General features: G+C 63.8%; 26 protein-coding genes. 18 read left to right on the top strand and 8 right to left on the bottom strand.

The features are described 5' to 3' along the window. Window positions 1-4 precede the first annotated feature (4 nt). Together KI797_RS05295 and frdD are read left to right on the top strand one after the other, a co-directional pair. Window positions 5-403: a fumarate reductase gene (locus KI797_RS05295; protein WP_041205215.1), complete on the top strand. Its 399-nt coding sequence runs from the start codon at window positions 5-7 to the stop codon at window positions 401-403. Window positions 404-414: 11 nt separating this feature from the next. After that, window positions 415-771, top strand: coding sequence for a fumarate reductase subunit FrdD (gene frdD / locus KI797_RS05290; RefSeq protein WP_041205216.1), 357 nt, complete (start codon window positions 415-417; stop codon window positions 769-771). 99 nt (window positions 772-870) lie between these two features. Here the strand turns inward: frdD and KI797_RS05285 are convergent, their stop codons facing one another. Together KI797_RS05285 and KI797_RS05280 are read right to left on the bottom strand one after the other, a co-directional pair. Further along, window positions 871-2109 (bottom strand): winged helix-turn-helix domain-containing protein, encoded by a 1239-nt coding sequence (locus tag KI797_RS05285; RefSeq protein ID WP_042649593.1) that lies wholly within the window; start codon window positions 2107-2109, stop codon window positions 871-873. 74 nt (window positions 2110-2183) lie between these two features. Continuing rightward, complete coding sequence (locus KI797_RS05280; RefSeq protein ID WP_042649594.1) at window positions 2184-2825, bottom strand: class I SAM-dependent methyltransferase; 642 nt, start codon at window positions 2823-2825, stop codon at window positions 2184-2186. A gap of 130 nt (window positions 2826-2955) precedes the next feature. Here KI797_RS05280 and KI797_RS05275 point away from each other — a divergent pair, with 130 nt between their 5' ends. From KI797_RS05275 to KI797_RS05245, 7 genes are all read left to right on the top strand, one after another. Next, entirely contained in the window at window positions 2956-3621 is a 666-nt protein-coding gene (locus KI797_RS05275) for a thermostable hemolysin (protein WP_042649595.1), read from the top strand. Beyond that, window positions 3618-5111, top strand: coding sequence for an AMP-dependent synthetase/ligase (locus tag KI797_RS05270; protein WP_226171862.1), 1494 nt, complete (start codon window positions 3618-3620; stop codon window positions 5109-5111). Before KI797_RS05275 ends, KI797_RS05270 begins: the two co-directional genes overlap by 4 nt. Continuing rightward, window positions 5108-5773, top strand: coding sequence for a TenA family transcriptional regulator (locus tag KI797_RS05265; RefSeq protein WP_182788093.1), 666 nt, complete (start codon window positions 5108-5110; stop codon window positions 5771-5773). Before KI797_RS05270 ends, KI797_RS05265 begins: the two co-directional genes overlap by 4 nt. Continuing rightward, on the top strand, window positions 5763-6611 hold the full coding sequence (locus KI797_RS05260) for an SDR family oxidoreductase (protein WP_182788091.1): 849 nt from the start codon (window positions 5763-5765) through the stop codon (window positions 6609-6611). Before KI797_RS05265 ends, KI797_RS05260 begins: the two co-directional genes overlap by 11 nt. 1 nt (window position 6612) lies before the next feature. Further along, on the top strand, window positions 6613-7248 hold the full coding sequence (locus tag KI797_RS05255) for a tetratricopeptide repeat protein (RefSeq protein WP_182788089.1): 636 nt from the start codon (window positions 6613-6615) through the stop codon (window positions 7246-7248). 83 nt (window positions 7249-7331) lie between these two features. After that, a complete protein-coding gene (locus KI797_RS05250) occupies window positions 7332-8024 on the top strand; it encodes a response regulator (protein WP_043133278.1) in 693 nt (230 codons plus the stop codon). After that, window positions 8021-9463 (top strand): ATP-binding protein, encoded by a 1443-nt coding sequence (locus KI797_RS05245; protein WP_182788087.1) that lies wholly within the window; start codon window positions 8021-8023, stop codon window positions 9461-9463. Before KI797_RS05250 ends, KI797_RS05245 begins: the two co-directional genes overlap by 4 nt. A 76-nt stretch (window positions 9464-9539) precedes the next feature. On the opposite strand, the gene rloA3 is transcribed toward KI797_RS05245, so the two are convergent. After that, on the bottom strand, window positions 9540-10013 hold the full coding sequence (gene rloA3 / locus KI797_RS05240) for a retropepsin-like aspartic peptidase RloA3 (protein ID WP_041206839.1): 474 nt from the start codon (window positions 10011-10013) through the stop codon (window positions 9540-9542). Window positions 10014-10438: 425 nt separating this feature from the next. On the opposite strand from rloA3, the gene KI797_RS05235 reads away from it, so the two are divergent. The 6 genes from KI797_RS05235 (at window position 10439) to KI797_RS05210 (ending at window position 16123) form a co-directional block, all read left to right on the top strand. Then, entirely contained in the window at window positions 10439-11482 is a 1044-nt protein-coding gene (locus KI797_RS05235; protein WP_042649602.1) for a GMP reductase, read from the top strand. 94 nt (window positions 11483-11576) lie between these two features. Next, on the top strand, window positions 11577-12770 hold the full coding sequence (gene earP, locus KI797_RS05230; RefSeq protein WP_042649603.1) for an elongation factor P maturation arginine rhamnosyltransferase EarP: 1194 nt from the start codon (window positions 11577-11579) through the stop codon (window positions 12768-12770). A 43-nt stretch (window positions 12771-12813) separates the two neighbouring features. Next, complete coding sequence (efp, locus tag KI797_RS05225) at window positions 12814-13380, top strand: elongation factor P (protein ID WP_011707002.1); 567 nt, start codon at window positions 12814-12816, stop codon at window positions 13378-13380. A gap of 198 nt (window positions 13381-13578) precedes the next feature. Further along, entirely contained in the window at window positions 13579-14190 is a 612-nt protein-coding gene (locus tag KI797_RS05220; protein WP_042649604.1) for a DUF2238 domain-containing protein, read from the top strand. 106 nt (window positions 14191-14296) lie between these two features. Then, window positions 14297-15049, top strand: coding sequence for a DUF3530 family protein (locus tag KI797_RS05215; RefSeq protein ID WP_226171859.1), 753 nt, complete (start codon window positions 14297-14299; stop codon window positions 15047-15049). A gap of 117 nt (window positions 15050-15166) precedes the next feature. Continuing rightward, the gene (locus KI797_RS05210) at window positions 15167-16123 is read left to right on the top strand and encodes a D-2-hydroxyacid dehydrogenase (protein WP_042649606.1); all 957 of its coding nucleotides are present in this window, start codon (window positions 15167-15169) and stop codon (window positions 16121-16123) included. A gap of 110 nt (window positions 16124-16233) precedes the next feature. Here the strand turns inward: KI797_RS05210 and KI797_RS05205 are convergent, their stop codons facing one another. The 3 genes from KI797_RS05205 to KI797_RS05195 form a co-directional block, all read right to left on the bottom strand. Further along, window positions 16234-16710, bottom strand: a complete 477-nt coding sequence (locus KI797_RS05205) for a glycine zipper domain-containing protein (RefSeq protein WP_042649607.1) — start codon at window positions 16708-16710, stop codon at window positions 16234-16236. 244 nt (window positions 16711-16954) lie between these two features. Next, on the bottom strand, window positions 16955-18502 hold the full coding sequence (locus tag KI797_RS05200) for a sensor domain-containing diguanylate cyclase (protein ID WP_226171856.1): 1548 nt from the start codon (window positions 18500-18502) through the stop codon (window positions 16955-16957). An 18-nt stretch (window positions 18503-18520) separates the two neighbouring features. Continuing rightward, on the bottom strand, window positions 18521-18769 hold the full coding sequence (locus KI797_RS05195; protein WP_139751017.1) for a hypothetical protein: 249 nt from the start codon (window positions 18767-18769) through the stop codon (window positions 18521-18523). A 13-nt stretch (window positions 18770-18782) separates the two neighbouring features. Between KI797_RS05195 and KI797_RS05190 the strand changes: the two genes are divergently transcribed. Both KI797_RS05190 and KI797_RS05185 read left to right on the top strand, forming a co-directional pair. Then, a complete protein-coding gene (locus tag KI797_RS05190) occupies window positions 18783-19385 on the top strand; it encodes a nitroreductase family protein (RefSeq protein ID WP_042649609.1) in 603 nt (200 codons plus the stop codon). A gap of 110 nt (window positions 19386-19495) precedes the next feature. Further along, window positions 19496-20977: a sensor domain-containing diguanylate cyclase gene (locus tag KI797_RS05185; protein WP_226171853.1), complete on the top strand. Its 1482-nt coding sequence runs from the start codon at window positions 19496-19498 to the stop codon at window positions 20975-20977. 24 nt (window positions 20978-21001) lie between these two features. On the opposite strand, the gene KI797_RS05180 is transcribed toward KI797_RS05185, so the two are convergent. Further along, window positions 21002-21664 carry an HAD-IA family hydrolase gene (locus tag KI797_RS05180; protein ID WP_226171850.1) on the bottom strand — a complete coding sequence of 221 codons (663 nt, stop codon included), beginning with the start codon at window positions 21662-21664 and terminating at the stop codon, window positions 21002-21004. Further along, window positions 21661-21885, bottom strand: a complete 225-nt coding sequence (locus KI797_RS05175; RefSeq protein ID WP_025326108.1) for a hypothetical protein — start codon at window positions 21883-21885, stop codon at window positions 21661-21663. The genes KI797_RS05180 and KI797_RS05175 overlap by 4 nt, the downstream gene beginning before the upstream one ends. 113 nt (window positions 21886-21998) lie before the next feature. Here KI797_RS05175 and KI797_RS05170 point away from each other — a divergent pair, with 113 nt between their 5' ends. Further along, window positions 21999-22895: a LysR family transcriptional regulator gene (locus KI797_RS05170; protein ID WP_226171847.1), complete on the top strand. Its 897-nt coding sequence runs from the start codon at window positions 21999-22001 to the stop codon at window positions 22893-22895. The last annotated feature ends 8 nt before the right edge of the window (window positions 22896-22903 follow it).

Raw genomic sequence — 22903 nt, 5'->3', positions numbered from 1 at the left:
GACCATGAACAACACAGAGAGCAAACGTAAGCCTTACGTGCGCGAAATGAAGAAAGACTGGTGGCTGAAGAATGCCTTCTACACCGGTTACATGATCCGCGAAGGCACCAGCATCTTCGTCTCCATCTATGCCGTCGTGCTGATGTGGGGTCTGTTGCGGCTGGTTCAGGGTCAGGAAGCGTTCAACGGCTGGCTGGAATCCCTGCAAAGCCCGGTCGCCATCCTGTTCCACGTCATCGCGCTGGCAGCCTGCCTGTTCCACGCCAAGACCTGGTTCGCCCTGGCCCCCAAGGCCATGCGTATTTTCCGTGGTGAAGACCTGGTGCCGGAGAAGCCTATCGTCATCGCCCAGTATGTGGCGCTGGCGGTGGTATCCCTGCTGATCCTGATCATCGTGGCTTGAGGAGATTAATGATGAGACGTTCTGACGAGCCCATTTACTGGGGACTGTTTGGTGCCGGTGGCATGGTTGTCGCCATGCTGCTGCCGGTGATTGTCCTCATTACTGGTCTGCTGGTGCCCATGGGCATCATGGACGTGGAGACCATGAGCTACGAACGCGCACTCGAGTTCGCCAGCTCCTGGTGGGGTGCCTGCATCCTGCTGGTGATCATCGCCCTGCCGATCTGGCACGGCATGCACCGCATCTACCACGGCCTGCATGATCTCGGGATCCACACCACCAAGCTGCACCACTACGTGTTCTATGGCTTCGCCTTCCTGGTGTCAGCCATCACCGTCGGTCTGCTGATGGTGCTGGTACTCCAGTAATCCTTTAGTTGCCAGCAACAGATGATAAAACCGGGCCCAGTGCCCGGTTTTTGTTTGGTTGATGGTTGGCGCGCGGCGCGTTGTCTGGCTGCGTATTGCTCAAGGAAGCGGCGCTGACTCCGGCCACAGGGCCCGCAGGGGCGCCGGCATGGCGCCGAGGCGAAGCAGCGGGGTCTGGTGCCACTGCGCCAGTTTTTGCAGCGCCTTCTCCAGATCCTGCGCCAGGCTGGCGGTCACCCTGACCCCTGGCTCCAGATAGAGGCTCTTGACCTCGAACACCCCCTCCTTGCGATGGGCCTTGGCATCCAGGCGCCCCACCAGCTTGCCTCGGCGCAGCAGAGGCAGCACGAAGTAGCCGTACTGGCGTTTGGGGGCCGGGGTGTAGCACTCGATGCGGTAGTCAAAGCCAAACAGTTCGCTGGCTCGCTTGCGATCCCACACCAGGGGATCGAAGGGTGAGAGCACGGCGGTGTGGGTCGCCTTGAGGCTGCCTGCCTGGGCCCGGGTCAGCTCATCGGAGAGCGATGCGTGCACGAAGGCACCGTGCTGCCAGCCCTCCACCCGCACCGGCAACAGCTCCCCCTCGTCCGCCAGCTGATGGAGCAGGACATCGTATTTGCCGCGCTTGAGCCGGTAGTAATCCGCCACCCAGCCGGTCTTGACCAGCCCCAGCGCCCGGCAGCTGGCACGCACCATGTCCCGCTGGGCGAGCTCAGGGCTCGGCAGATCCCGCCCGTCGTCCCACTCGGGCATGACCCGCTCGGCGAGATCGTAGACCCGCTGGAAGTTGCGCCGCTCGCGCACCATCAGCTGACCCGCGGTGAACAGCACCTCCAGGTGGCGCTTCTCGGGCTTCCAGTCCCACCAGCCGTTGCCGCCCCCCTTGCGTTCGCCTCTTTCGTTTCCAATATCGGCTGCCCGCACCGGGCCCTCCCGGCGGATGCGCTCGACTATCTGCGCAATCTCGCCGCCGTGGGTCTTGAGCCACTGGGCGGAGAACTTCCAGCCCATGGCGGCGGGATCCAGCATGCGATGGCGCAGCAGCCGGTAATCCTCCCGGGGGACGAAGCAGGCCTCGTGGGCCCAGTATTCGAAGAGATCCCCCTCGGCCAGCAACTGCTCCAGCCAGCGCGGATCGTAGTGGCCGAGCCGGCTGAACAGCACCAGATAGGGGCTGCGGGCCACCACCGAGATGGTGTCTATCTGCAGCAGCGCCATGCGGCGGATGCAGTCAAGCAGATCGGAGGGGCCGGCCTTGGCGCGGCGCGGGGTCAGCAGCCCCTGGGCGGCGAGTTGCAGGTGGCGGGCGTCTTGCAATGACAAATGGGGGATCGACATGAAAATAGGGGCATCCGTTCCTGAGTGTCAGGTCACCAGCATGCCCAAGCCGCCGCCAAATGAAAATGCCCCGTTCAGGGTTTGGTGAACACGGCCACATCGGTGTGGGGGAAGCAGAGGTCCGCCTGCCAGCGGGCAGCCAGGGCGCGGAACGACGCCTCGGCAAAGAAGACGATGTGGGTCGGATCGTGGCGATAACGCCAGCTCTTGAAGCGCTCGTCACCCAGCACCCGCTGGGTCTGCAACACCAACACGCCGCCGGGGTTGAGGCAGGCCCAGAGCCCGTCCAGCACGGCGCGGGGGGCGGCCAGGTGCTCTATCACCTCGGTGCTGGTGATGAAATCGTAGCGACGAGTGAGCAGCTCGGGCTGGTCGGCATAGAACTTGTCGTAACCCGCCATATCAAAGCCCGCCTCCCGCCCCATGGCGATGAGGGCAGGCCCGGGACCGCAGCCGAAATCGAGGCCACAGGCAGGAGGGCTCACCCGGGAGAGCACCTCGCCGAAGGCCCGCATCAGAAAGCCGCGATAACGGGGATCATCCACCCGGTTGTCATGCCCGTCATAGACCGCCTTCTCTGCCGCATCGTCCAGATGATCCGCCTCATCCAGCCAGACCAGCTCGCAGTCCAGACAACGGTGATAGCGCTTGCCTGCCACCGACAGGGGGTAACTGTGGCGAGCCGAGCAGAGGGGGCAGCTGACGCTTGATGACATGACGGATCCTCCTGGGTAACAGCCGCGCAGATTGCCTGCCCGCCGCCTTGCTGACAACTTTTTTTGCGCCTTAAGGGTTTCTTAAGTTTGCCCTTTTACTCTCAACCCATCGCAAGAGAAGGAGCCAACCATGACCATCGAGATCCAAGCCCCCTACAGGTTGATCCTGGCCGAATCCCCGCAGCAGGTCATGGCGCTGCAAACTTATATCCAGGCCGCCTACACCCTCGAATTCAACGCCCGCATTCCCCATTTTCTGCCCTGTCTGCTCGGGCTCTACCGGGCCGATGGGGTGCTGGTCGGCGCCTGTGGCCTCAACCAGGCCTGCAACGGCGAGGGCGAGCAACCCCTCTATCTAGAGCAGTATCTGGAGCAACCCATCGAGGCCGCCATCGAAACCCGCCTCGGGGTAAGACCGGCCCGCAGCCGCATCATCGAAGTGGGCAACCTCGCCTGCAGCGAGCCGGGCAATGCCCGCCTGATGTTTGCCGCCCTGTGCCGCCTGCTGTGTGACAACGCCCTCGATTACGTGGTGTTCACCGGCACCGCCAAACTGCGCAACAGCTTTGCCCGGCTGCGTCTCAACCCGGTGGAGCTGGCCCCCGCCCAGGCCCACCAGGTGGGGGAAGACGCCAGTGCCTGGGGAGAGTACTACCGCTGCCAACCCAAGGTGATGGCCGGGGACATCAACCAGGGGCGCGAGGTGCTCGCCCAGAGCAGCCTGCTGCTCAACCTGTTGGGGCCCATGCCCATGCTTTTTAGCCACGCCGACAATGACAAGAGGTGCGCTCAATGAGCCTGTTTGACGCCATCGCCCGCCACGCCAGCCTGACGCCGCGACAACCGGCACTGCAAGGCAGCCAGGGTTCGTTGGATTACCAGAACCTGTGGCAGCAGATCCAGCACCTGGCCGACCGCTTGCAGCAAGCCGGCATTCGCCGCCTGGCCCTGCAGCTCGACAACGGTCTGCCCTGGGCGCTGCTCGATCTGGCCTGCACCCGGGCCGGTATCGTGGTCATTCCGGTTCCCCACTTCTTCAGCCCGGCGCAGCAGTCCTGGCTGCTGGAGAGCAGCGGAGCCGACGCCCTGGTGGGACCCGAACATGAGGGCTGGCAGGCCGCAGCCCCCCTCATCCTGATGACGGGCACCGCCGACGAACAGGATCTGCCCCTGTGGCGACGCACCCCGCTCGCGCCTCCGGCCCTGCCGGACGGCACAGCCAAGATCACCTATACCTCGGGCACCACGGGCCAGCCCAAGGGGGTCTGCCTGTCCCTTGCCCAGATGATGGCAGTCTGCGAATCCCTAGCCCTAAGGGTCGCCCCGGCCGGAGTTGAACAGCACCTGACCCTGCTGCCCCTGGCCACCCTGCTGGAGAATCTGACCGGTCTGTACGTGCCACTGCTCACCGGCGCCTGCAGCCGCATCCCCTCGCTCGGCGAGCTGGGTTTCACCGGCTCCAGCACCCTCGACCCGGCCATGCTGGGCCAGGCCCTGGCACGCTGGCCCAGCCACAGCCTGGTGCTGGTACCCGAACTGCTGCGCCTGCTGCTGGCGCTGTGCGCCAACACCCCGGCCCTGGCCGAACGGCTCAAGGGGCTTCGCTTCGTCGCCGTCGGTGGCGGCAAGGTCGCCCCCGAGTTCATCGCCCATGCCCGCGCGCTGGGGCTGCCAGTCTATGAGGGCTATGGCCTGTCGGAGTGCGGTTCGGTCGTGGCGCTCAACGGCCCGGACGATGACCGTCCGGGCAGCGTCGGCCGCCCCCTGCCCCACTGCCAGGTGACGATCGCCGCCGACGGCGAAGTCATGGTGAGCGGCAGCGCCATGCTCGGCTATCTGGGGGAAGAGGGCGCTGCGGCCAGCCAGATCGCCACAGGGGATCTGGGTCACCTGGACGCAGAAGGCTACCTGCACATCACGGGGCGCAAGAAGAACGTGCAGATCACCGCCTTTGGCCGCAACTTTTCGCCGGAGTGGGTGGAGGCCCAGGCCCAGCTCTGCCCGGCCATCGTCCGCATCGTGATCTTCGGTGACGGCCAGCCCGCCAACGTCGCCCTCATCCAGCCGCTGCCGGGCACCCAGTGCCAGTTGGCCGAGCAGATTGCCCGGCTCAACCAGCAGTTGCCCGATTACGCCCGCATCCATCACTGGCTGCCGGTGGCGCTGGATCAGCACCCCGGCCTGCTGACGGCTAACGGCCGCCCCCGTCGCAACGAGATTTATCACCACTTTTCCCGGCAGATCGACCAATGCCTGACTCAAGGCCTCACAGGAGAATCCTCATGAGTTTCTACCAGACCCTGCAACACGCCACCGCCGCCGAGCGCGAGCACCTGTTCAATGCCCCCATCATCGAGGCCTGCCGCCGCGGCGACATCAGCCGGGAGACCTACCTCGCCTTTCTGGCAGAGGCTTACTACCACGTGCGCCACACGGTGCCGCTCCTGATGGCCACCGGCGGCAAGCTGGGACAGGAGTATGAGTGGGTGCGCGGCGCCATCCGGGAGTACATCGACGAGGAGTACGGCCACCAGGAGTGGATCCTCAATGACATCCGCGCTTGCGGCGGTGACGCCGAGGCGGTGCGCCATGGCCGACCCGGTCAACCCATCGAGCTGATGGTGGCCTTCCTCTACGACCAGATCCAGCGCGGCAACCCCATGGGCTTCTTCGGCATGGTGCAGGTGCTGGAAGGCACCAGCGTCGCCATCGCCCTGACGGTGGCGGACCAGCTCAAGAGCGGCCTCGGTCTGCCACCCCAGGCGATGAGCTACCTCAGCTCTCACGGCGCCCTGGATCAGGAGCACCTCAAGTTCTTCGAATCCCTGATGAACCGGGTGGAAGACGCCGCCGATCAGGCCGCCATCATTCACGCCGCCAAGGTGGTCTACCGCCTCTATGGCGACATGCTCCATCAGCTCACGGGATCCTCTGCCAATGAAGCTTGAAGGGAAACGCATACTGCTCACCGGCGCCAGCGGCGGCATAGGGGAAGCCCTGGCCCTGGAGCTGGCGGCCCAGGGGGCGCATCTGCTGCTGCACGGACGCCGGGCCAGCGCACTGGAACGGCTGCGCAAGGAGCTGCCCCACCCGGAGCGCCATCAGACGGTGACCGCCGATCTGGGCTCGCCCCAAGAGCGGGCCCGGTTGTTGCAGCACCCGGCGCTGGATGACGGGCTGGACGTGCTGATCAACAGCGCGGGCTGCAACCAGTTCGCCTGGCTGGAGGATCAGAGCAGCGAGCAGGTGACGCGCCAACTGCTGCTCAACGTCGAGGCTCCCATCCAGCTCACCCGCGCCCTGCTGCCGAGGCTGCGCAAGCCCGCAGTCATCATGAACATAGGCTCCAGCCTCGGGGCCATCGGCTATGCCGGTTACAGCGTTTATTGCGCCAGCAAGTTTGCCCTGCGGGGCTTTAGCGAGGCGCTGGGCCGGGAACTGGAGGGCTCCGGCATCAAGGTGCTGCACTTTGCCCCCCGCGCCACCCGCACCCACCTCAACTCCGAGGCGGCCTACGCCATGAATGCCGAGCTCGGCACCCACACCGACAGCCCTCAGGACGTCGCCGAGGAGGCCGTCATCGCCCTGTGCAACGAGACACGCCGCAGCTGGCTCGGCTGGCCGGAGAAGCTGTTCGTGCGGCTCAACGGCCTGATGCCCGCCCTGGTCGACAAGGCGCTCGCCAGACAACTGCCCGTCATCGAGCGCCATGCCCGCCGCCCAGCCCACCCGGCCACCGATCACGGGGACAACCCCACCTGTGCCACGCACGAGAAGGAACATTGAGATGAAACACGCCACTTTCCGCCCCCGATTTGGCCACAGCGTCCTGCTGCTCGCCCTCGCCAGCAGCCTGGTTCAGGCCGCAGATGCCCTGCCCACCATTCAACAGCAGTGGGCCCACTGCCAGTACCAGCAGACCGGCAAGGCCAAGGAGAGCTGCCTGGAGACCCTGAGTGCCCAGGCGGATCAGGCCAGTGCCAAGGAGGCCTTTCGCACCGATCTGCTGATCTGGTCTGCCATCGTCAAGAGCACCTGGGCCGGCGCCAAGGGCGGCCTCGGGGCCCTCAGCCTGGTGAAAGAGGCCAAGGCCAAGCTGGAGATCGCCATCAAGCAGGATCCCAAGGCGCTGGAGGGCTCCGCCTACACCAGCCTGGGCTCGCTCTACTACCAGGTGCCAGGCTGGCCGGTCGGATTTGGGGATGACGACAAGGCCGAGCAGCTGCTCAAGCAGGCACTCACCATCAATCCTACCGGCATCGATCCCAACTTCTTCTACGGCGACTTCCTGCTGGAACAGGGGGACAAGGCCCAGGCGAAGATCTATCTGGACAAGGCCCTGGCCGCCCCGGCCAGACCGGGCCGCGAGGTGGCGGACGAAGGGCGCAGGACGGAAATCCGCGAGCGTCTCGCCAAGCTATAAACACAAGCATATCAGTGCACTATTTAAACTCTGCCCACCAACTTGCATACTGGTGGGCAGCGTCATTTGAGGGGAAAAAAACAATGCGGATCCTGTTGGTGGAAGATGACATGATGCTGGGGGATGGCATGGTGGATGCCCTGCGCAGCAGCGGCTACACGGTGGACTGGCTGCAGCAGGGGCTGCCCGCCCTGTCGGCGCTCAAGAGCGAGGAGTTTGCCGCCCTCATCCTGGACCTCAATCTGCCGGACATCGACGGCATCAGCCTGCTACGCAAGCTGCGCCGGGAGGGACAGACGCTGCCGGTGCTCATCCTCACCGCCCGTGATGCCCTGGACGACCGGGTGCTGGGGCTGGACGCGGGCTCCGACGACTACATGGTGAAACCCTTCGCCCTGCAGGAGCTCAACGCCCGCCTGCGCGCCCTGGTGCGCCGCAGCAAGGGGCAGGCCCAGGCGGTGCTGGAGTATGGCGATATCCTCATCTACCCCGAATCCCAGCAGGTCACCTATCAGGGGGAGGCGGTCAGACTGACCCCCCACGAATACAAGCTGCTGCAGGAGCTCATCAGCCAGAGCGGCCGGGTGCTGAGCCGTGATCAGCTGCAGCAGAGCCTCTATGGCTGGGATGAGGGAGCCGAAAGCAATGCGGTGGAGGTACACATTCACCACCTGCGCAAGAAGTTCTTCCCCGAACTCATCCGCAACATCCGCGGCGTCGGCTACATAGTGCCGCAGCCAGATACCCTGGGCACCAGAGGGATATCCAGCCAATGAGTCGCGTCCGCTCCATCCGTCGCTTCCTGCTCTCCGGCATCCTGGCCCTGGTCAGTCTCAGCCTGGCCGTCAGCGGCCTCATCGGCTATCTGGAGGCCAACCACGAGATGGAAGAGCTGTTCGATGCCCGTCTCGCCCAGTCCGCCCGCATCACCAATCAGCTGCTCAGCCGTTATCTGAAGCAGCGCGTCGAGCTGCCCAGCAACGGCGCCGTCTACCAGGAGTGGGAGCAGGCCGTGCCCGACACCTTTCATCAGGAGAAGCGCAGCTTCAGCCAGCTTGGGCGGGACAACGAGTTCACCCCCTACGGCCACGAGTTCGAACACAACCTCTACTTCCAGCTGCTGAGCGAGCAGGGCATCATTCTGCTGCGCTCGCCCAATGCGCCGGAGCAGCCCCTGACCACCCTGGAACGCGGCTTCAACAGCGAGACCAAGGATCACCACGAGTGGCGCACCTTCACCCTCTACAACGAGGATGAGCACACCTGGCTCATCGTCGCGGAGCGCGATGACGAGCGAGGGGAGCTGGCCAGCAAGATGGCCACCCTGACCATGCTGCCGCTCTTCATCACCCTGCCCTTCCTGCTCGTCCTGCTCTGGTGGCTGGTGCAACGTGGCCTGGCTCCGTTACACCAGCTGACCCAGGCCATCGGCGAGCGTCATCCTGCCAACCTGAGCCCGCTCAACCTGGCCATCAAGGCCGAGGAGCTGACGCCGCTGGTGGCGGAGATCAATCGGCTGATGCACACCCTGGCGGACACCATAGAGCGGGAGAAACAGTTCACCAACGAGGCGGCCCACGAGCTGCGCACCCCGCTGGCGGTGCTGCGCATCCACAGCGAGAATGCCCTGGCGGCCGAGGATGATCTCAGCCGCGAACAGGCGCTGCGCAAGATGTTGCTGGCGCTCGATCGCAGCGACCGGCTGATCCGCCAGCTGCTGACCCAGGCCCGCATCGACAATCAGCAGGTCCCGGCGCTCGGCAGGCTGGATCTGAGCCTGCTGTTGCAGGGCACCCTGGCCACCCTTGCCCCCATCGCCCTGAAGAAGGACCTGCAACTCTCCCTCGAGGGCGACGAGCATCTGCAGGTGATGGGACAGGCCATGTTGCTGGAGCTGATGTTTGGCAACCTCATCGACAATGCGCTGCGCTACACCCAGGTGGGCGGCGAGGTCGCCGTGGTGATCACTCAGGAGGGCAACAGGGTCAGGGTCGATGTGCGGGACAATGGCCCCGGCATTCCCACCGCCGCCCTGTCGCGCCTGTGCGAGCGCTTCTTTCGGGTCAACCCCCAGCAGGGGGATGGGGTGGGACTTGGCATGGCCATAGTCCAGCGCATAGTACAGCTGCACGGCGCGGACCTCGACATCCACAACCGGCCCGAGGGGGGCCTTGAGGTGAGCGTGCTGCTGCCCGCCGCCCCCCGCCCGGCATAGAAGGCACAGGCCTCAGGGGAGAAAAAACGCGGGGCCTCGGGCCCCGCGTGCGATCCTCGCGCCTTTGGAATGACGCCTAGCCACAGCTCGGCTGCACCGTGAAGGTGCGGGCGGAGTCCACCGGCCCCAGCTCCGCCAGCAGACGACGACCGAGCAGCACGGGATAGATCATGTCGCTGCGATCTCGCAGGGTGAACCACTCCTTGTAGACCTTGTCACCGACACAGATGGACATGGTCACCGTGGGACGCTCCTCCATGCCACCGGCACCGCGCACCGTCACGCTGCGCTCCACCGGCCGTTCCAGGGTCTGGCGCACCTCCTTGTCGGTGTTGGCATCGGTCAACGCCAGGGTGAAGCGCACCCAGGGCTTGCCGTCACGCTTGAAGTGGTGCAGCTCCCGCGCATCGAGGGACGAGGTGAGCGCCCCGGTATCCAGCTTCATCTTGACCGCGACGCCACTTGGCATGATCAGGCCCTTCTCGATCCAGCCATAGACGGTGGGGGCCGCCCAGGCGCCCGATGAGAAGCAGAGGCTGGCCAACAACAACCAGCCGGCTTTGTGTGGTGATACGGACAATGTGTTCTCCTCGTCGAAGCGGGCCCACGCTGGCCCTCTGCGCCAGAGTGGGCAGCACGCAGGCCCCTGTCAACTGGCAAAAGAGGCGTCCCTGATCTCATGGCGTTCACGGCATGGGGGATCCGACAGCAGTTGACTCTGGTGCAGGGGAAAAAAAGAGGAGAGAGAGGGGAGAGAGGGGCCACGGCGAGGTGCTGGATGAAGCTGGTGGTCGACCTCAGGTTGTGACGCCAAAGGCTACCACAATGCTGAGCGAATTATCAGTCTTGTTCTGGCGGGATTTTTGCCTAGACTGTTGTAAACCGGAGGCCTTGAAAACCTGCGGTTTTTTGTGCCTGCCGAAAATTTTGCCCACTGCAACAGTGACTTTCACAAGGCTCAATAAGGAATTTGCAATGCGTATCGAAGAAGACTTGAAGCTCGGTTTCAAGGATGTCCTGTTTCGTCCCAAGCGCTCTACCCTCAAGAGCCGTTCCCAAGTCAGCCTGACCCGTCAGTTCACCTTCAAGCACACCCAGACCCAGTGGCAGGGGGTGCCCGTCATCGCCGCCAACATGGACACCGTCGGCACCTTCGCCATGGCGCGTACCCTGGCCGGCTTCGAGATGATGACGGCGGTACACAAGCACTACAGCCTCGCCCAGTGGCAAACCTTCGTGAACGACACCGATCCTGCCCTGCTGGGCCATGTCATGGTCTCCACCGGCACCTCGGAAGAGGACTTCATCAAGACCCGCCAGATCCTCGCCATGTCCGAGGCGCTGCGCTTCATCTGCGTGGACGTGGCCAACGGCTACTCCCAGCACTTCGTCGAGTTCCTGCGCAAGATCCGTGAAGCCTGCCCGAACCACGTCATCCTGGCGGGCAACGTGGTCACCGGCGAGATGGTGGAGGAGCTGATCCTCTCCGGCGCCGACATCGTCAAGGTGGGCATAGGCCCGGGCTCGGTCTGCACCACCCGGGTCAAGACCGGCGTCGGCTACCCCCAGCTCTCCGCCATCATAGAATGCGCCGATGCGGCCCACGGCCTCGGTGGCCAGATCGTCGGTGACGGCGGCTGCACCTGCCCGGGCGACGTGGCCAAGGCGTTTGGCGGCGGCGCCGACTTCGTGATGCTGGGGGGCATGCTGGCGGCCCACGAGGAGTGCGGCGGCGAAGTGGTGGACGTGGATGGCGAGCCCTTCATGAAGTTCTACGGCATGAGCTCTTCCAGTGCCATGGACAAGCACGCCGGCGGCGTCGCCGAATACCGTGCCTCCGAGGGCAAAACGGTGCTGCTGCCCTACCGCGGCCCGGTCGAGAACGCCGTGCGCGATATCCTCGGCGGTGTGCGTTCCACCTGCACCTATGTCGGCGCCAGCCAGCTGAAAGAGCTCACCAAGCGCACCACCTTCATCCGGGTGCGCGAGCAGGAGAACAACGTCTACGGCAAGGAGTAATCTGCCGCAGCCCCGTCACGCGCTGACGGTTAGAAGCCAGGCCACCGGTGTGCTACCCTGCGCACCGGTTTTTTTGCATCTGGAACCTCAAGCCATGACAAGCCCCCTGCCCCCCTTCGACTGGGACATCTTCTGCACAGTGGTGGACAACTTCGGCGACATAGGCGTCACCTGGCGGCTGGCCCGCCAGCTCGAGCAGGAAGGGCATGGAGAGGTGCGGCTCTGGGTGGACGACCTGGCGAGCTTTGCCCGCATCTGCCCGGGGCTTAATCCCGCGCGGGATCGCCAGTGGGTTGAGGGAATTCACATCCAACGCTGGCAGGGCCCCCTGCCAGCGGATGCCATTCCGGCCAGAGTGGTCATAGAGGCCTTCGCCTGCGAGCTGCCCGCCCCCTTTATCGAACGCATGGCCGAGCAGAGCCCGCCCCCCTGCTGGATCAATCTGGAGTATCTCTCGGCAGAGAGCTGGGTCGAGGATTGCCACGGCCTCGCCTCGCCGCAGCGGGTCGGCAAGCTGAGCCTCAATAAATACTTCTTCTTCCCGGGCTTCACGGCTAAGACCGGTGGACTCTTGTGCGAGCAGGGGCTCATCGCCGAGCGGGAGCGGTGGCAGCAGGATGAGGCAGGCCTTGCCGCCTACTGGGCGAGCCTGGGGCTGCCGCCCAGGGCGCAAGACGAGCTGCGGATAAGCCTCTTCACCTACGAGAGCGAGGCGCTGAAAAGCCTGGTGCAAAGCTGGAGCCAGGGCGCCACCCCGGTCACCCTGCTGCTGCCGCTCGGTCGCTCCCTCAACGACGTGCTCAGCGGCGCAGGGCTTGAGAGTGCCATCGGCACGGCCAGGGCGGGGGAGCTGCTTCAGGTGGGCCAACTTGCCATCAAGCTGCTGCCGATGACGAGCCAGGCAGGCTACGATCGGCTGCTGTGGAGCTGCGATCTCAACCTGGTGCGCGGCGAAGACTCCTTCGTGCGAGCCCAATGGGCGGCAAGGCCCTTCCTGTGGCACATCTATCCCCAGGACGATCAGGCTCACATTGCCAAGCTGGATGATTTCCTTGACCACTACTTATCTAGCTTGCCAGATCTGGCCGACTTGCCGACCGATGCGGCCCACTGGCTGCGCGCCTTCAATCATGCCCTCAACCATGGGCAAGATGTGCGCGAACTCTGGGCCCAATGGCCGCAATTCGGCACTATTTGGCAACAACATGCGCGAAGCTGGTCACAGAAGTTGCTTGCCGATGGGGATCTCGTCACTCGGCTGGTGAAATTTTTAGAAAGCCGTATATAATCTGGCAGTTTTTATCTGCCCGTATACGAACAGGAATTTTTACATGAAAACCGCACAGGAAATCCGCGCTGGTAACGTCGTCATGATCGGTACCGAGCCGATGGTGGTCCAGAAAGCCGAATTCAACAAATCCGGCCGTAACTCCGCCGTGGTCAAGATGAAGCTGAAAGGCCTGCTGAACGGCAGCGCCACCGAGACCGTATTCAAGGCCGACGACAAGCTGGAAGTCGTTCAGCTGGAGCGTAAAGAGTGCACCTACTCTTACTTCTCCGACCCCCTGTATGTCTTCATGGACACCGAGTACAACCAGTACGACGTCGAGAAAGACAACCTGGGTGACGCCCTGAACTACATGGTTGACGGCATGGAAGACATCTGCGAAGTGACTTTCTACAACGAGAAAGCCATCTCCGTAGAACTGCCGACCACCATCGTTCGCGAAGTCGAGTACACCGAGCCGGCCGCCCGTGGCGACACCTCCGGTAAAGTGACCAAGCCGGCCCGCCTGAAGGGCACCACCTACGAGCTGGCCGTTGCCGCCTTCGTAGAGATCGGCGACAAGATCGAAATCGATACCCGCACCGGTGAATTCAAGCGTCGCGTCAACTGATTTGACGGCTTCACGCCCGTGTTGAAAAAAGCGAGCCCCAGGCTCGCTTTTTCTTTATGGGCACCGGCCCTGCGATCATTCAGCCCCGGTCAGTGACAGTGGGCCTTCCATTGAGGGAGAATTCCCCTGCCCCCTTTCGTCTCGCGCCGATTGGGACTACACCATGAAGTCAGGTTCCTCCTCCCTCACAGGCTCCCTATGACATCTCATCAAAAACTTCTGCTGTTGCTGCTCACCCTGGTACTGCTGGTGCTCTCCGGCTGGCAACCCTATGACAGGGTCACCTGGCTGCTGGAAGTCGCCCCCGTGCTGATCGTCGTGCCGCTGTTGCTGCTGAGCCAGCGCAGCTACCCCCTCACCAGCCTGCTCTACCTGTGTATCTTTCTGCACGGGGCCGTGCTGATGCTGGGGGGTGCTTACACCTATGCCCGGGTGCCGCTCGGTTTCGACCTGCAGCAGTGGTTCGATCTCGGTCGCAACCCCTATGACAAGATTGGCCACTTCTTCCAGGGGTTCGTGCCCGCCCTGGCCTGTCGCGAGATACTGCTGCGCGGCCACCATGTGCAGGGCAAGAAGATGCTGGTGTTTCTGGTGATCTGCGTGGTGCTCGCCGTCAGCGCCAGCTATGAACTCATCGAGTGGGGCGCCGCTCTGGCTCTGGGTCAGGGCGCCGACGAGTTCCTCGGCACCCAGGGGGATCCCTGGGATACCCAGTCCGACATGTTCTTCGCCCTGATGGGGGCCGTCAGCGCCCTATTGCTGCTCTCCCCCCTGCACGACCGCCAGCTCGGCAGGCTTGCCCGGCCCTGAGCCCGTCGAGGGAAGGGCCTGCCCCTTCCCTCTTGCTACTGGATCCCCCGACCCCCTTCAGAAATCCGGCACGCCGCCGCTAACCCAGTCAACCGGGGAGCGCATTATGGCCAGATTATCCTTACCACTGCTGTTTTTGACCCTGCTGGCGAGCACCACCTTGCCGGCCAACGAGATCTCGCCCCCGGCCCCTCTCTATCACTGGCAGGAGAGCGACTGGAAGGGAGTGCCTGACAGCACCCGGATCGACAAGCAGAGGGTGCTCTTTGCCAAGCACGACGGCGACAGCTATCTGGGGCTTGCCATCCTGCTGCCGGACTGGCAGCGTAGCGGCCAGCTGTGGCAACTGACCCGGGATCTGGGTCGACTCGGCTTCGATACCCTGCTGCTGCTCCCCTCCCCCCAGCAGACCGAGCTGGATCCGGCCTCAGAGCAGAAGCAGGAGAGCATTGACGCATTTCGCCGGCAATTTGCCGAACGCATCGTCAAGCTCGGTGACGCCAAGCTGCAGGAGGGCGGGTTCAAGCTGTTGCTGGCGCAAGGCACCAGCGCGGCCTGGGCCGCCAACCTCATCACCAGCGAGCAATTGCCCGCCCCCGATGCCCTGGTGCTGCTCGACGGTTTCTTTCCCAACCAGCTGAGCAACCAGACCCTGGCCAAGCAGGTGGCCCAGGCCAGCATTCCCACCCTGGATCTCTATCAGGAAGACGGGGGACGCTGGCCCCTGCTGGCTGCCGAGGCTCGCCAGAGCGAGAGCCGCCGCAGCCACAAGCTCAACTACCGTCCCTATGCCTTGATGGAACTGGGCGAAACGCCGGGTCGCATCCAGGGCTGGCTGACCCATCTGGGCTGGATCTGACCCCAAAAATGCCGCCGGCCTCACATCCGGCGCGATTGCCAAGCCATTGATGCGCTGCAAACTGGCCCTCGGTCGCCGATGTTTGGCATCATAAACGCCTCAACGGCAGGAGGCTTAATGCAGCAAATCGTGTTTCTCGACAGTGACACCCTGGACGCCGGCATCAATCTGCGTCGCCCCGACTTCCCCCATCACTGGCAAAGCTACCCCGAGACGAGGCCGGAACAGGTGGTGGAGCGGCTCAGTTGCGCCAGCATCGCCATCATCAACAAGGTGCGCATCGGCGCCGCCGAGCTGGCCCGGCTGCCGGACCTGAAACTCATCGCGCTGGCCGCAACCGGCAGTGACAACCTGGATCTGGAGGCGTGCCGCGCCGCCAACGTCGGCGTCTGCAACATCCGCAACTACTCGGGCCCCTCGGTGCCGGAACACGCCATGGCGCTGATGCTGGCCTTGTCTCGCAACCTGTTCGCCTGGCGCCAGTCCCTGCTGGAGGGGCGCTGGCAGCAGAGCGGCCAGTTCTGCTTCTTCGATCACCCCATCACGGATCTGCACGGCAAGCGCCTCGGCATCATCGGCAAGGGCACCCTGGGGCAGGCTCTGGGGCAGAGGGCCAGTGCCATCGGCATGGAGGTCTTTTATGCCCAGAGCCAGGTCGGCGCCAGCCACGACGAGGATCGGTTGCCCCTCGACGAGCTGCTGCAAAGCGCGGACATCATCAGCCTGCACTGCCCGCTCACCCCCTACACCCGCCACCTGATAGGTCCGCGGGAGCTGGCCATGATGAAACCGGGAGCTCTGCTGATCAATGTGGGCCGCGGCGGCCTGGTGGACGAGCAGGCCCTGCTGGAGGCGCTGGCCAACGGTCGCCTCGGCGGCGCCGGGTTCGACGTGGCGAGCATCGAGCCACCTCCCCCCGACCACCCCCTGATGCAGGCGCTGCGTTACCCCAACTTCATTCTGACGCCCCATGTGGCCTGGGCCAGCGAGGAATCGATGCAGCGCCTCGCGGATCAGTTGATCGACAACATCAACGCCTTTGCCGCCGGCAGGCGCCAGCACCGTCTGGTCTGACACGCCGAGGCCGGGGCCGGCAACATCGCTCGGCGGGTATCCCTACCGCCTTCGATACGATGGGCACGAAAAAGGGGCCCCTGGCCCCTTTTTCTCTCTCCTGGCTGACCTCAGTCGTCGTCATGCCATCTGTGCTTGCGGTGCTTTTTGTGATGCTTGTGGTGCTTGTGATAGCGCCTGTCGTCATAGTAGCGATCGTTGTTGCTCTCGTGACCGTCGCCGGTTTTGGCGCCTATGGCCGAACCACCAGCCCCGCCGATGCCGGCACCGATCAGCTGGCCAGTGCTGCCACCCACGCTCTTGCCGATGGCGGCACCGCCCAGGGCACCGACCGCGCCCCCCAGGGCTGCCTCATTCTTGTTGCCCCGGTCGGCCGTGGCCGCACCGCCCGCCGCACCGCCAACAGCGGCCCCCACCAAGGCGCCGGTGTCGCCCCCCAGCTGCTTGCCGATCATGGTACCTGCAACCCCGCCGACACCACCACCGAGTATGGTGTTGACGGTCTCGGACGCCTGCGCCTGACCATTGCCCAACAGCAGCGCGCCCAGCAGCGCCATCGCGCTCATGCCGTATTTTCTCATTTCCATGGGGTACTCCTGTCAAACCTGATGTCTGATTGATTATTTTTCCCTGCACTATACAAAGCGTCCCGGACTCCGCTACCAGGATTACGGCGTCCTCGCCGGCAGGGAAAGTGTCTCTCCTTCGCGACATGGCACAATCACATGAGCTAACCGACTGAAAATGAATTAAAAAAAAAGGTCACATGGGAAATTATCCCCACTGTGACCCCTTTCTCGGCCATTCAGGCCCTTTTTCTCCCGATGGCGGTCAGACAGATACTGTCACGACCTCCCCTTTTGGGGGATCTTGGGTGGGTGACAGGTGCCAGCAATCCCGTCCCTGCCGCTTGCTTTGGTACAGGCACTCATCCGCCCGATCGAGCAGGGCGGCGGCGTCATCCGGATAGCGAGCTCCACCCGCGCTCAGGGTGATGGACTCCTCAAACTCGCGCCACTGCAGCACCCGCACCCGGGTCAGCAGCTGGGTCAGACGCTCCTCGACCTCCTCCTGCTCCCAGGGCAGCAGGGCCGCAAACTCATCCCCACCTATACGGTAGACCTGAGCCTCTCCCAGGGTTCTCGCCATGATGGTGGCCACCCGGAACAGCACCGCATCGCCCACCCCGTGTCCCCAGCTGTCATTGATGCGCTTGAAGCAATCCACATCAAACAGCACCAGCCAATGGGGCGTGCCCTCCTGCGCCAGCCTGGCCCTGCCTTGCTCGAAGGCCCGCCGGTTCATGATGCCGGTGAGGGGATCGTGCAGCAGAGCATCCTGTCCCTCCAGCAAGCTGTTTCTCACCTGACTGATCTCCCCCAGGCTGCCGTGCACGAACCACGTACGCCGGCGCAGCTGGATCTCCATCAGCGCCGCATCCTGGACGAGGCCGCTGAGAGATCGCTGCACCAACGCCTGCTCCTGGCGAAAAATGCGCACCAGAAACAACAGACTGCACAGCCAGATACCGAGCAGTGCCAACGCGGGCAGCACCACCATCAGCAGGGTATCTTGCAGGTTGTCATGAAAGTGGGCGGGAGGCAGATAGATGTTGAGATCCCAGTCGATATCCGACAGCGGGTGTGTCAGGTGGCAACCTTCCCGGATCACCTTCAACTCGGCCCCCTGGCTCGGCGTGCCGGGCACCGCCGGCAACAGTGACAGGTTGTGTCCCACCACCAGTCGGTTTCCCTTGCCCTCGGTGATGTAGATGGCAGCCTGATCGCTGCCCATCGCCCGTCGCAGCGCCGACTGCAGCGAGTTGAACGACATGTCGACCATCAGCAAACCCAGCAGTTCCCCCTCGTCATCCTTGACCCGCTTGATCAGGGTCAAGACCTCTGCGTTGCCGCCGAACTCCTGGTAGGGACCAAACCAGACCAGCTCGTCGCTGTCGTTGGCCAGGGTCTGATACCAGGGGCGCTTCTGTGCCTGGTAGCCGGTCGGCACCTGCCACTCGGGGTAGCTCTCGAGACGGTCGACGCGGGTGTTGTAGAAGTAGAGGAAATGGGCGTCGTGCTTGAATTGGTGGGCGATGGCCCAGATCGGGTTGATGGCAGAGCCCCCCCGCGCGATGGCCCGCTTGTCCAGGGAGGCCTCCAGCACGCCGAGCTGCCGCCGATTGGCCAGCACCATCTCGTGGATCAGGGTGGCGTCGATGGAGGTGAGCATGTGGTCATAGCCGGCGATGGTCTTGTCGATGCTGCGCAGGTAGCTGGCCGCCGCCAGCAACAGGGTGGTGATCAGCACCAGGGCACCGAGCAGAAACGACAGCGGTGTCAGTATGTAGTAGCGCTCCTTGATGATAGCCGCAGCCATGCCATCCTCTATAAAATGTCACATAAGATGCATTTTATAGTGGAAAACACCGCCCAAGTATTGATTGAAGTCATTAACAACTACGGTTAATGACAACCAAGACATCAGCGGGCCATACCCGGTTTCATCAAGTGAATATCCATGAAAAGTGGAAACAGTCATCACCCAGCGTTGACGGTTTCTTGCACAGAAGGTGTTATAGTCCATGACTGGATAAATCGGAGCCAGATGACCTTTATCGGCAATGCTGGCGGTGATGATCCACAACCAAGGAGATGTTATGAGCAGTCCGTTTATCGAACAGATCAAAGTACGTCGTACCATCTATGCCCTGGGTGACCAGGTGACCCATTCCGAGGCTCAGCTGACGGCTCTCATCAAGGATGCCATCAAGCACAGCCCTTCCTCCTTCAACTCCCAGAGCTCCCGTGCCGTCATCCTGTTTGGCGAACAGCACCACAAGCTGTGGGACATCGTCAAAGCTGAATTGAAAAAGATTGTACCGCCAGAGGCTTATCCCCAGAGCGAGGCCAAGGTAAACGGCAGCTTCCGCGCAGGCTTCGGCACAGTGCTGTTCTTCGAGGACACCGCCGTCATCAAGGATCTGCAGCAAAAATTCGCCCTCTATGCCGACAACTTCCCCATCTGGTCCGAACATGGCACCGGGATCGCCCAGTTTGCGGTCTGGACCACCCTGGCCCAGGAAGGTGTTGGCGCCTCCCTGCAGCACTACAACCCGCTGATCGACGAGGCGGTCCGCAAGGAGTGGGACCTGCCCGCCAGCTGGCTGCTGCGTGCCCAGATGCCCTTTGGCAGCATAGAGCAACCGGCCGGTGACAAGACCTTCATGGACGACGAGGTCCGCTTCCGGGTCTTCGGCTAACCCCAAAGGCCCCCTCGCCGAGGGGGCCCTTGCCCCTGCTTCCTCCCGCATTTTCCGCTCCGTGCAACCATACTCAGGGCTATCACGCCAACCGCCCTCAGGAGAGACGCATGGGAGAAGCCAGACGCCAGCGTATCTTGTCCACTCTCTATCCCTTGTTTGCCCTGCTCTGTGTCGCCACCCTCATCCTGCTGTTTTCACTTGTCGGCATCTTCACCCGCCCTCCCAGCCTGCTGGCGGCCTTCTGGCCCGCCAATGCCGTCCTGCTCGGCATACTGCTGCGTTACCCGCGCCTGGCCTCGCCCCCAGGCTGGCTGGGGGGCCTGCTGGGTTATCTGCTCGCCTCCCTGTTCACCGAGGACCCGCCCCTCAAGACGGCGCTGCTCACCCTCGGCAACCTGGCCGGCGTCAGCGTCGGCTACCTGCTGTTCCGCCGGCTGGATCACGAAGACAAACGGCTCAGGCGACCCACCTCCATCGTCTATCTGCTGCTGATCGCCATGGCGGCCTCCTTCGCCGCCGGGCTGGTCGGGGCAGCGATCAACCCCATGCTGTTTCAGGGCTCACACCTCTACGGACTCGGCTTCTGGTTCGCCAGCGAGCTGGTCAACTACATGGCCATACTGCCGGTGATCCTGACCCTGCCCCCGCCGGACACACTGCCGGACTGGTGCCGCCTCCTGTATCAGACAAATATCTCCTGGAGCAGGCTGCTGCCCCTGCTGAGCCTGGTTGGCACCCTGCTGCTGACCCTGCTGATCGAGGGGCCTGGCTCCATTGCCTTTCCGGTCCCGGCCCTGCTCTGGTGCGCCATCAACTACTCCGTCTTTGCCACCAGCCTGCTCTCGCTCTCCTTCAGCACCCTGATCCTGCTCGCCCTCTCCAACGGCTACCTGACAATCAGTCAGGATGTCCAGACCCAGTACTGGATGTTCTCGGTGCGGATCGGCGTCATGTTGATTGCCCTCACCCCACTCACCGCAGCCAGCATAATGGCGACACGCAATAACCTGCTGCGCAGGATGGAATACCTGGCGCACCACGATCATCTCACCGGCGTCCTCAATCGGGCTGGCTTCTGGCCCGGTGCCGAACAGATGGCGGAGAAGCTGGAACGGGGGAAACGCCCCCTCGCGGTCTGCATGCTGGATCTGGACAACTTCAAGCGCATCAACGACCGCCATGGTCACGAGGCGGGCGACAAGCTGCTGAAGGCCTTCACCACCACGGTGAGCCAGCATCTGCGCCAGGAAGACCTGTTCGGCCGGATGGGAGGAGAGGAGTTTGCGGTGCTGCTGCCCGATACCACCAGGGCCCAGACACTGGACGTGGTCGAGCGGCTACGGGAGGCGGTTGCTCGGCTGAAGGTGCTGGATGGGGAAGGCAACCCGGTCTCGGTCACTGTGAGCATAGGAATAGCCTGCCAGCACCAGGGTCACTTCAACCTGGACAGGCTGCTCTCCCGCGCCGATCAGGCCCTCTATCAGGCCAAGCACAATGGCCGCAACCGGGTGGAAGTGCACGGGGGTGAGGAGGCAGACAGGCGCTCGGGGGATGCGGCGCCCCCCGCCATGGACTCGGATCCCTCTTGACGCCCCGGCAGATGGAGGCCGGCCTCAGTCCGGCAGCAGGTTCGCCATGCAAAGCTGCAGGCCAGCCTCGTCCTCGGTCAGGCGGATCTGCCGCCAGTCCTCCAGCCGCGCCCTGACCCCGTCATCGAGCCGTTTGTCGCCCCCTATCTGCACTACCTGACAGCCAGCCTGCAGGGCGCTGCATATCCCCGCAGGGGCATCCTCGAACACCAGGCAGTCGGCGGGAGCAAGGCCAAGCCGGCGTGCGGCAAGCAGATAAGGCTCGGGATCCGGCTTACCTCGCACCACATCTTCTGCCCCGATCAATAGTCTCGGCAACGGCAACCCGGCACTGGCCAGGCGGTGCCGCGCCACCCGCTGGCTCGCGGAGGTCACCAGCGCCCAGCGCGCCGGCGACAAGGCTCCAAGCAGGGTGCGGGCCCCGGCGATCGGCTCGGCCACTCTCGCATGCTGGATCTCCAGCTCGTCGAGCAGGGCCACCTCCCGGGCCAGATCCAGCTGCGGCGCCAGCGCGCGTATCACCTCCCGCGAGCGCACCCCATGGCACATGGCCAGCACAGGCTCGGGATCCAGCCGATGGCTCTGGCACCAGAGCCGCCAGACGGTCTCCACCTCTGTGGTGGAGTGCACCAGGGTGCCGTCCATGTCCAGCAGCAGGGCCTCGGCCCTCAGGGTGAGCACGGTCATGCGGTTCTCCCCGCCAGCACGTCGACGAAGGCCTGCCGCTGGGCCGACTGCTCATAACAGGCAAGCGCCTGCTCGGTATTGCTCGCCCACACCGGCAGAGGCCCGACGGCAAACCCCTGCTGCAACAGGCTGGTCAGAAGCTCACCCGTCTCCGGCGCCGCCAGTGGCTGGGCCATTACCAGGCTTCCCTTGATCAAGAACAGATAGCGTTCACTCGACATGACATGACTCCTTGTGGCTGGTCAGAGGGCAAAAGGCCCGTTTCGAGACCATTAGAACAAGGGAGTTAGATAATTTATAATCAATAAATCGCCACATTGGATAACCAAATGGAATGAAATTCGACTTAAGACAGCTGCAGGCCTTCGTCATGCTGGCCGAGACCGCCAACTACCGGGAGGCCGCCAGTCGGCTCTTCATCACGCAACCGGCGCTGACCAAGCAGATCCAGGGGCTGGAGCTGGCGCTCGGCAGCACTCTGTTCAACCGGGGCCGCCATGGCGCCGAGCTGACCGCCATCGGCACCCAGTTACTGCCCCAGGCCCGCGCCCTGGTGGAACACGGCAAGGGATTCGAGCACCACGCCCTGGCGCTGGCGAGTGGCGCCGCCGGGCGCCTCAAGATAGGGTTCGGGTTGTCGAGCTTCGCACTGGCGCCCTCTCTGGTGGCCCGCTTCAAGCAGCAGGCCCCGGATGTAATGGTGCATCTGCAGGACATGACCTCCGCCGTCCAGCACGATCTGCTGCTGGCGGGGCGGCTGCAGGTAGGCTTTATGCGAAGGCCGCAAGCGCCACAGCTGCGGGAGCACAGGTTGCTGACCGACCGGCTGGTGCTGGCCGTGCCAAGCCAGATGACGGGGCCGGATCCGGCTGCGTTCGACGTGGAGCGGGCGCTGACCACGCAGCCGTTGCTGCAGATGGTGGGCCACCGCTGCCCCGGCCTCAGCCAGCAGATCGCCCGCTTCCTCGGCGCCAACCGGCTGACCGGCATGATCCAGGAGGCGGAGGACATCCAGACTCTGGTGGCCCTGGTGGCCGCCGGCATAGGCAACGCCATACTGCCCCGCAGCGTCGGCTTCATCGCGGGCAAGGACGTGACCCTCTATCCCCTGTCCGGCCCCTGGTCCGAGTGGGAGATAAGCCTGGTGTGGAACCCCGACTTTGCTGATCCCATTCGGGATCGCTTCCTGACCCTGGTCAGGGCCATGCACCCGGAGGGGAATAACCTCTGACAGGAGTG

Origin of the sequence: Aeromonas media, from assembly GCF_020423125.1 — a bacterium.
GTDB classification, from domain to species: Bacteria; Pseudomonadota; Gammaproteobacteria; order Enterobacterales; family Aeromonadaceae; genus Aeromonas; species Aeromonas media.
The sequence above is the reverse complement of the archived record's forward strand: the minus strand, read 5'-3'. Positions and strand labels throughout refer to the sequence as shown.

Excerpts from the sequence above, each read along its gene's own strand:
- KI797_RS05295 (WP_041205215.1), top strand. The coding sequence starts at position 5 with ATGAACAACACAGAGAGCAAACGTAAGCCTTACGTGCGCGAAATGAAG.
- frdD (WP_041205216.1), top strand. The coding sequence starts at position 415 with ATGAGACGTTCTGACGAGCCCATTTACTGGGGACTGTTTGGTGCCGGT.
- KI797_RS05285 (WP_042649593.1), bottom strand. The coding sequence starts at position 2,109 with ATGTCGATCCCCCATTTGTCATTGCAAGACGCCCGCCACCTGCAACTC.
- KI797_RS05280 (WP_042649594.1), bottom strand. The coding sequence starts at position 2,825 with ATGTCATCAAGCGTCAGCTGCCCCCTCTGCTCGGCTCGCCACAGTTAC.
- KI797_RS05275 (WP_042649595.1), top strand. The coding sequence starts at position 2,956 with ATGACCATCGAGATCCAAGCCCCCTACAGGTTGATCCTGGCCGAATCC.
- KI797_RS05270 (WP_226171862.1), top strand. The coding sequence starts at position 3,618 with ATGAGCCTGTTTGACGCCATCGCCCGCCACGCCAGCCTGACGCCGCGA.
- KI797_RS05265 (WP_182788093.1), top strand. The coding sequence starts at position 5,108 with ATGAGTTTCTACCAGACCCTGCAACACGCCACCGCCGCCGAGCGCGAG.
- KI797_RS05260 (WP_182788091.1), top strand. The coding sequence starts at position 5,763 with ATGAAGCTTGAAGGGAAACGCATACTGCTCACCGGCGCCAGCGGCGGC.
- KI797_RS05255 (WP_182788089.1), top strand. The coding sequence starts at position 6,613 with ATGAAACACGCCACTTTCCGCCCCCGATTTGGCCACAGCGTCCTGCTG.
- KI797_RS05250 (WP_043133278.1), top strand. The coding sequence starts at position 7,332 with ATGCGGATCCTGTTGGTGGAAGATGACATGATGCTGGGGGATGGCATG.
- KI797_RS05245 (WP_182788087.1), top strand. The coding sequence starts at position 8,021 with ATGAGTCGCGTCCGCTCCATCCGTCGCTTCCTGCTCTCCGGCATCCTG.
- KI797_RS05235 (WP_042649602.1), top strand. The coding sequence starts at position 10,439 with ATGCGTATCGAAGAAGACTTGAAGCTCGGTTTCAAGGATGTCCTGTTT.
- earP (WP_042649603.1), top strand. The coding sequence starts at position 11,577 with ATGACAAGCCCCCTGCCCCCCTTCGACTGGGACATCTTCTGCACAGTG.
- efp (WP_011707002.1), top strand. The coding sequence starts at position 12,814 with ATGAAAACCGCACAGGAAATCCGCGCTGGTAACGTCGTCATGATCGGT.
- KI797_RS05220 (WP_042649604.1), top strand. The coding sequence starts at position 13,579 with ATGACATCTCATCAAAAACTTCTGCTGTTGCTGCTCACCCTGGTACTG.
- KI797_RS05215 (WP_226171859.1), top strand. The coding sequence starts at position 14,297 with ATGGCCAGATTATCCTTACCACTGCTGTTTTTGACCCTGCTGGCGAGC.
- KI797_RS05210 (WP_042649606.1), top strand. The coding sequence starts at position 15,167 with ATGCAGCAAATCGTGTTTCTCGACAGTGACACCCTGGACGCCGGCATC.
- KI797_RS05205 (WP_042649607.1), bottom strand. The coding sequence starts at position 16,710 with ATGGAAATGAGAAAATACGGCATGAGCGCGATGGCGCTGCTGGGCGCG.
- KI797_RS05200 (WP_226171856.1), bottom strand. The coding sequence starts at position 18,502 with ATGGCTGCGGCTATCATCAAGGAGCGCTACTACATACTGACACCGCTG.
- KI797_RS05190 (WP_042649609.1), top strand. The coding sequence starts at position 18,783 with ATGAGCAGTCCGTTTATCGAACAGATCAAAGTACGTCGTACCATCTAT.
- KI797_RS05185 (WP_226171853.1), top strand. The coding sequence starts at position 19,496 with ATGGGAGAAGCCAGACGCCAGCGTATCTTGTCCACTCTCTATCCCTTG.
- KI797_RS05180 (WP_226171850.1), bottom strand. The coding sequence starts at position 21,664 with ATGACCGTGCTCACCCTGAGGGCCGAGGCCCTGCTGCTGGACATGGAC.
- KI797_RS05175 (WP_025326108.1), bottom strand. The coding sequence starts at position 21,885 with ATGTCGAGTGAACGCTATCTGTTCTTGATCAAGGGAAGCCTGGTAATG.
- KI797_RS05170 (WP_226171847.1), top strand. The coding sequence starts at position 21,999 with ATGAAATTCGACTTAAGACAGCTGCAGGCCTTCGTCATGCTGGCCGAG.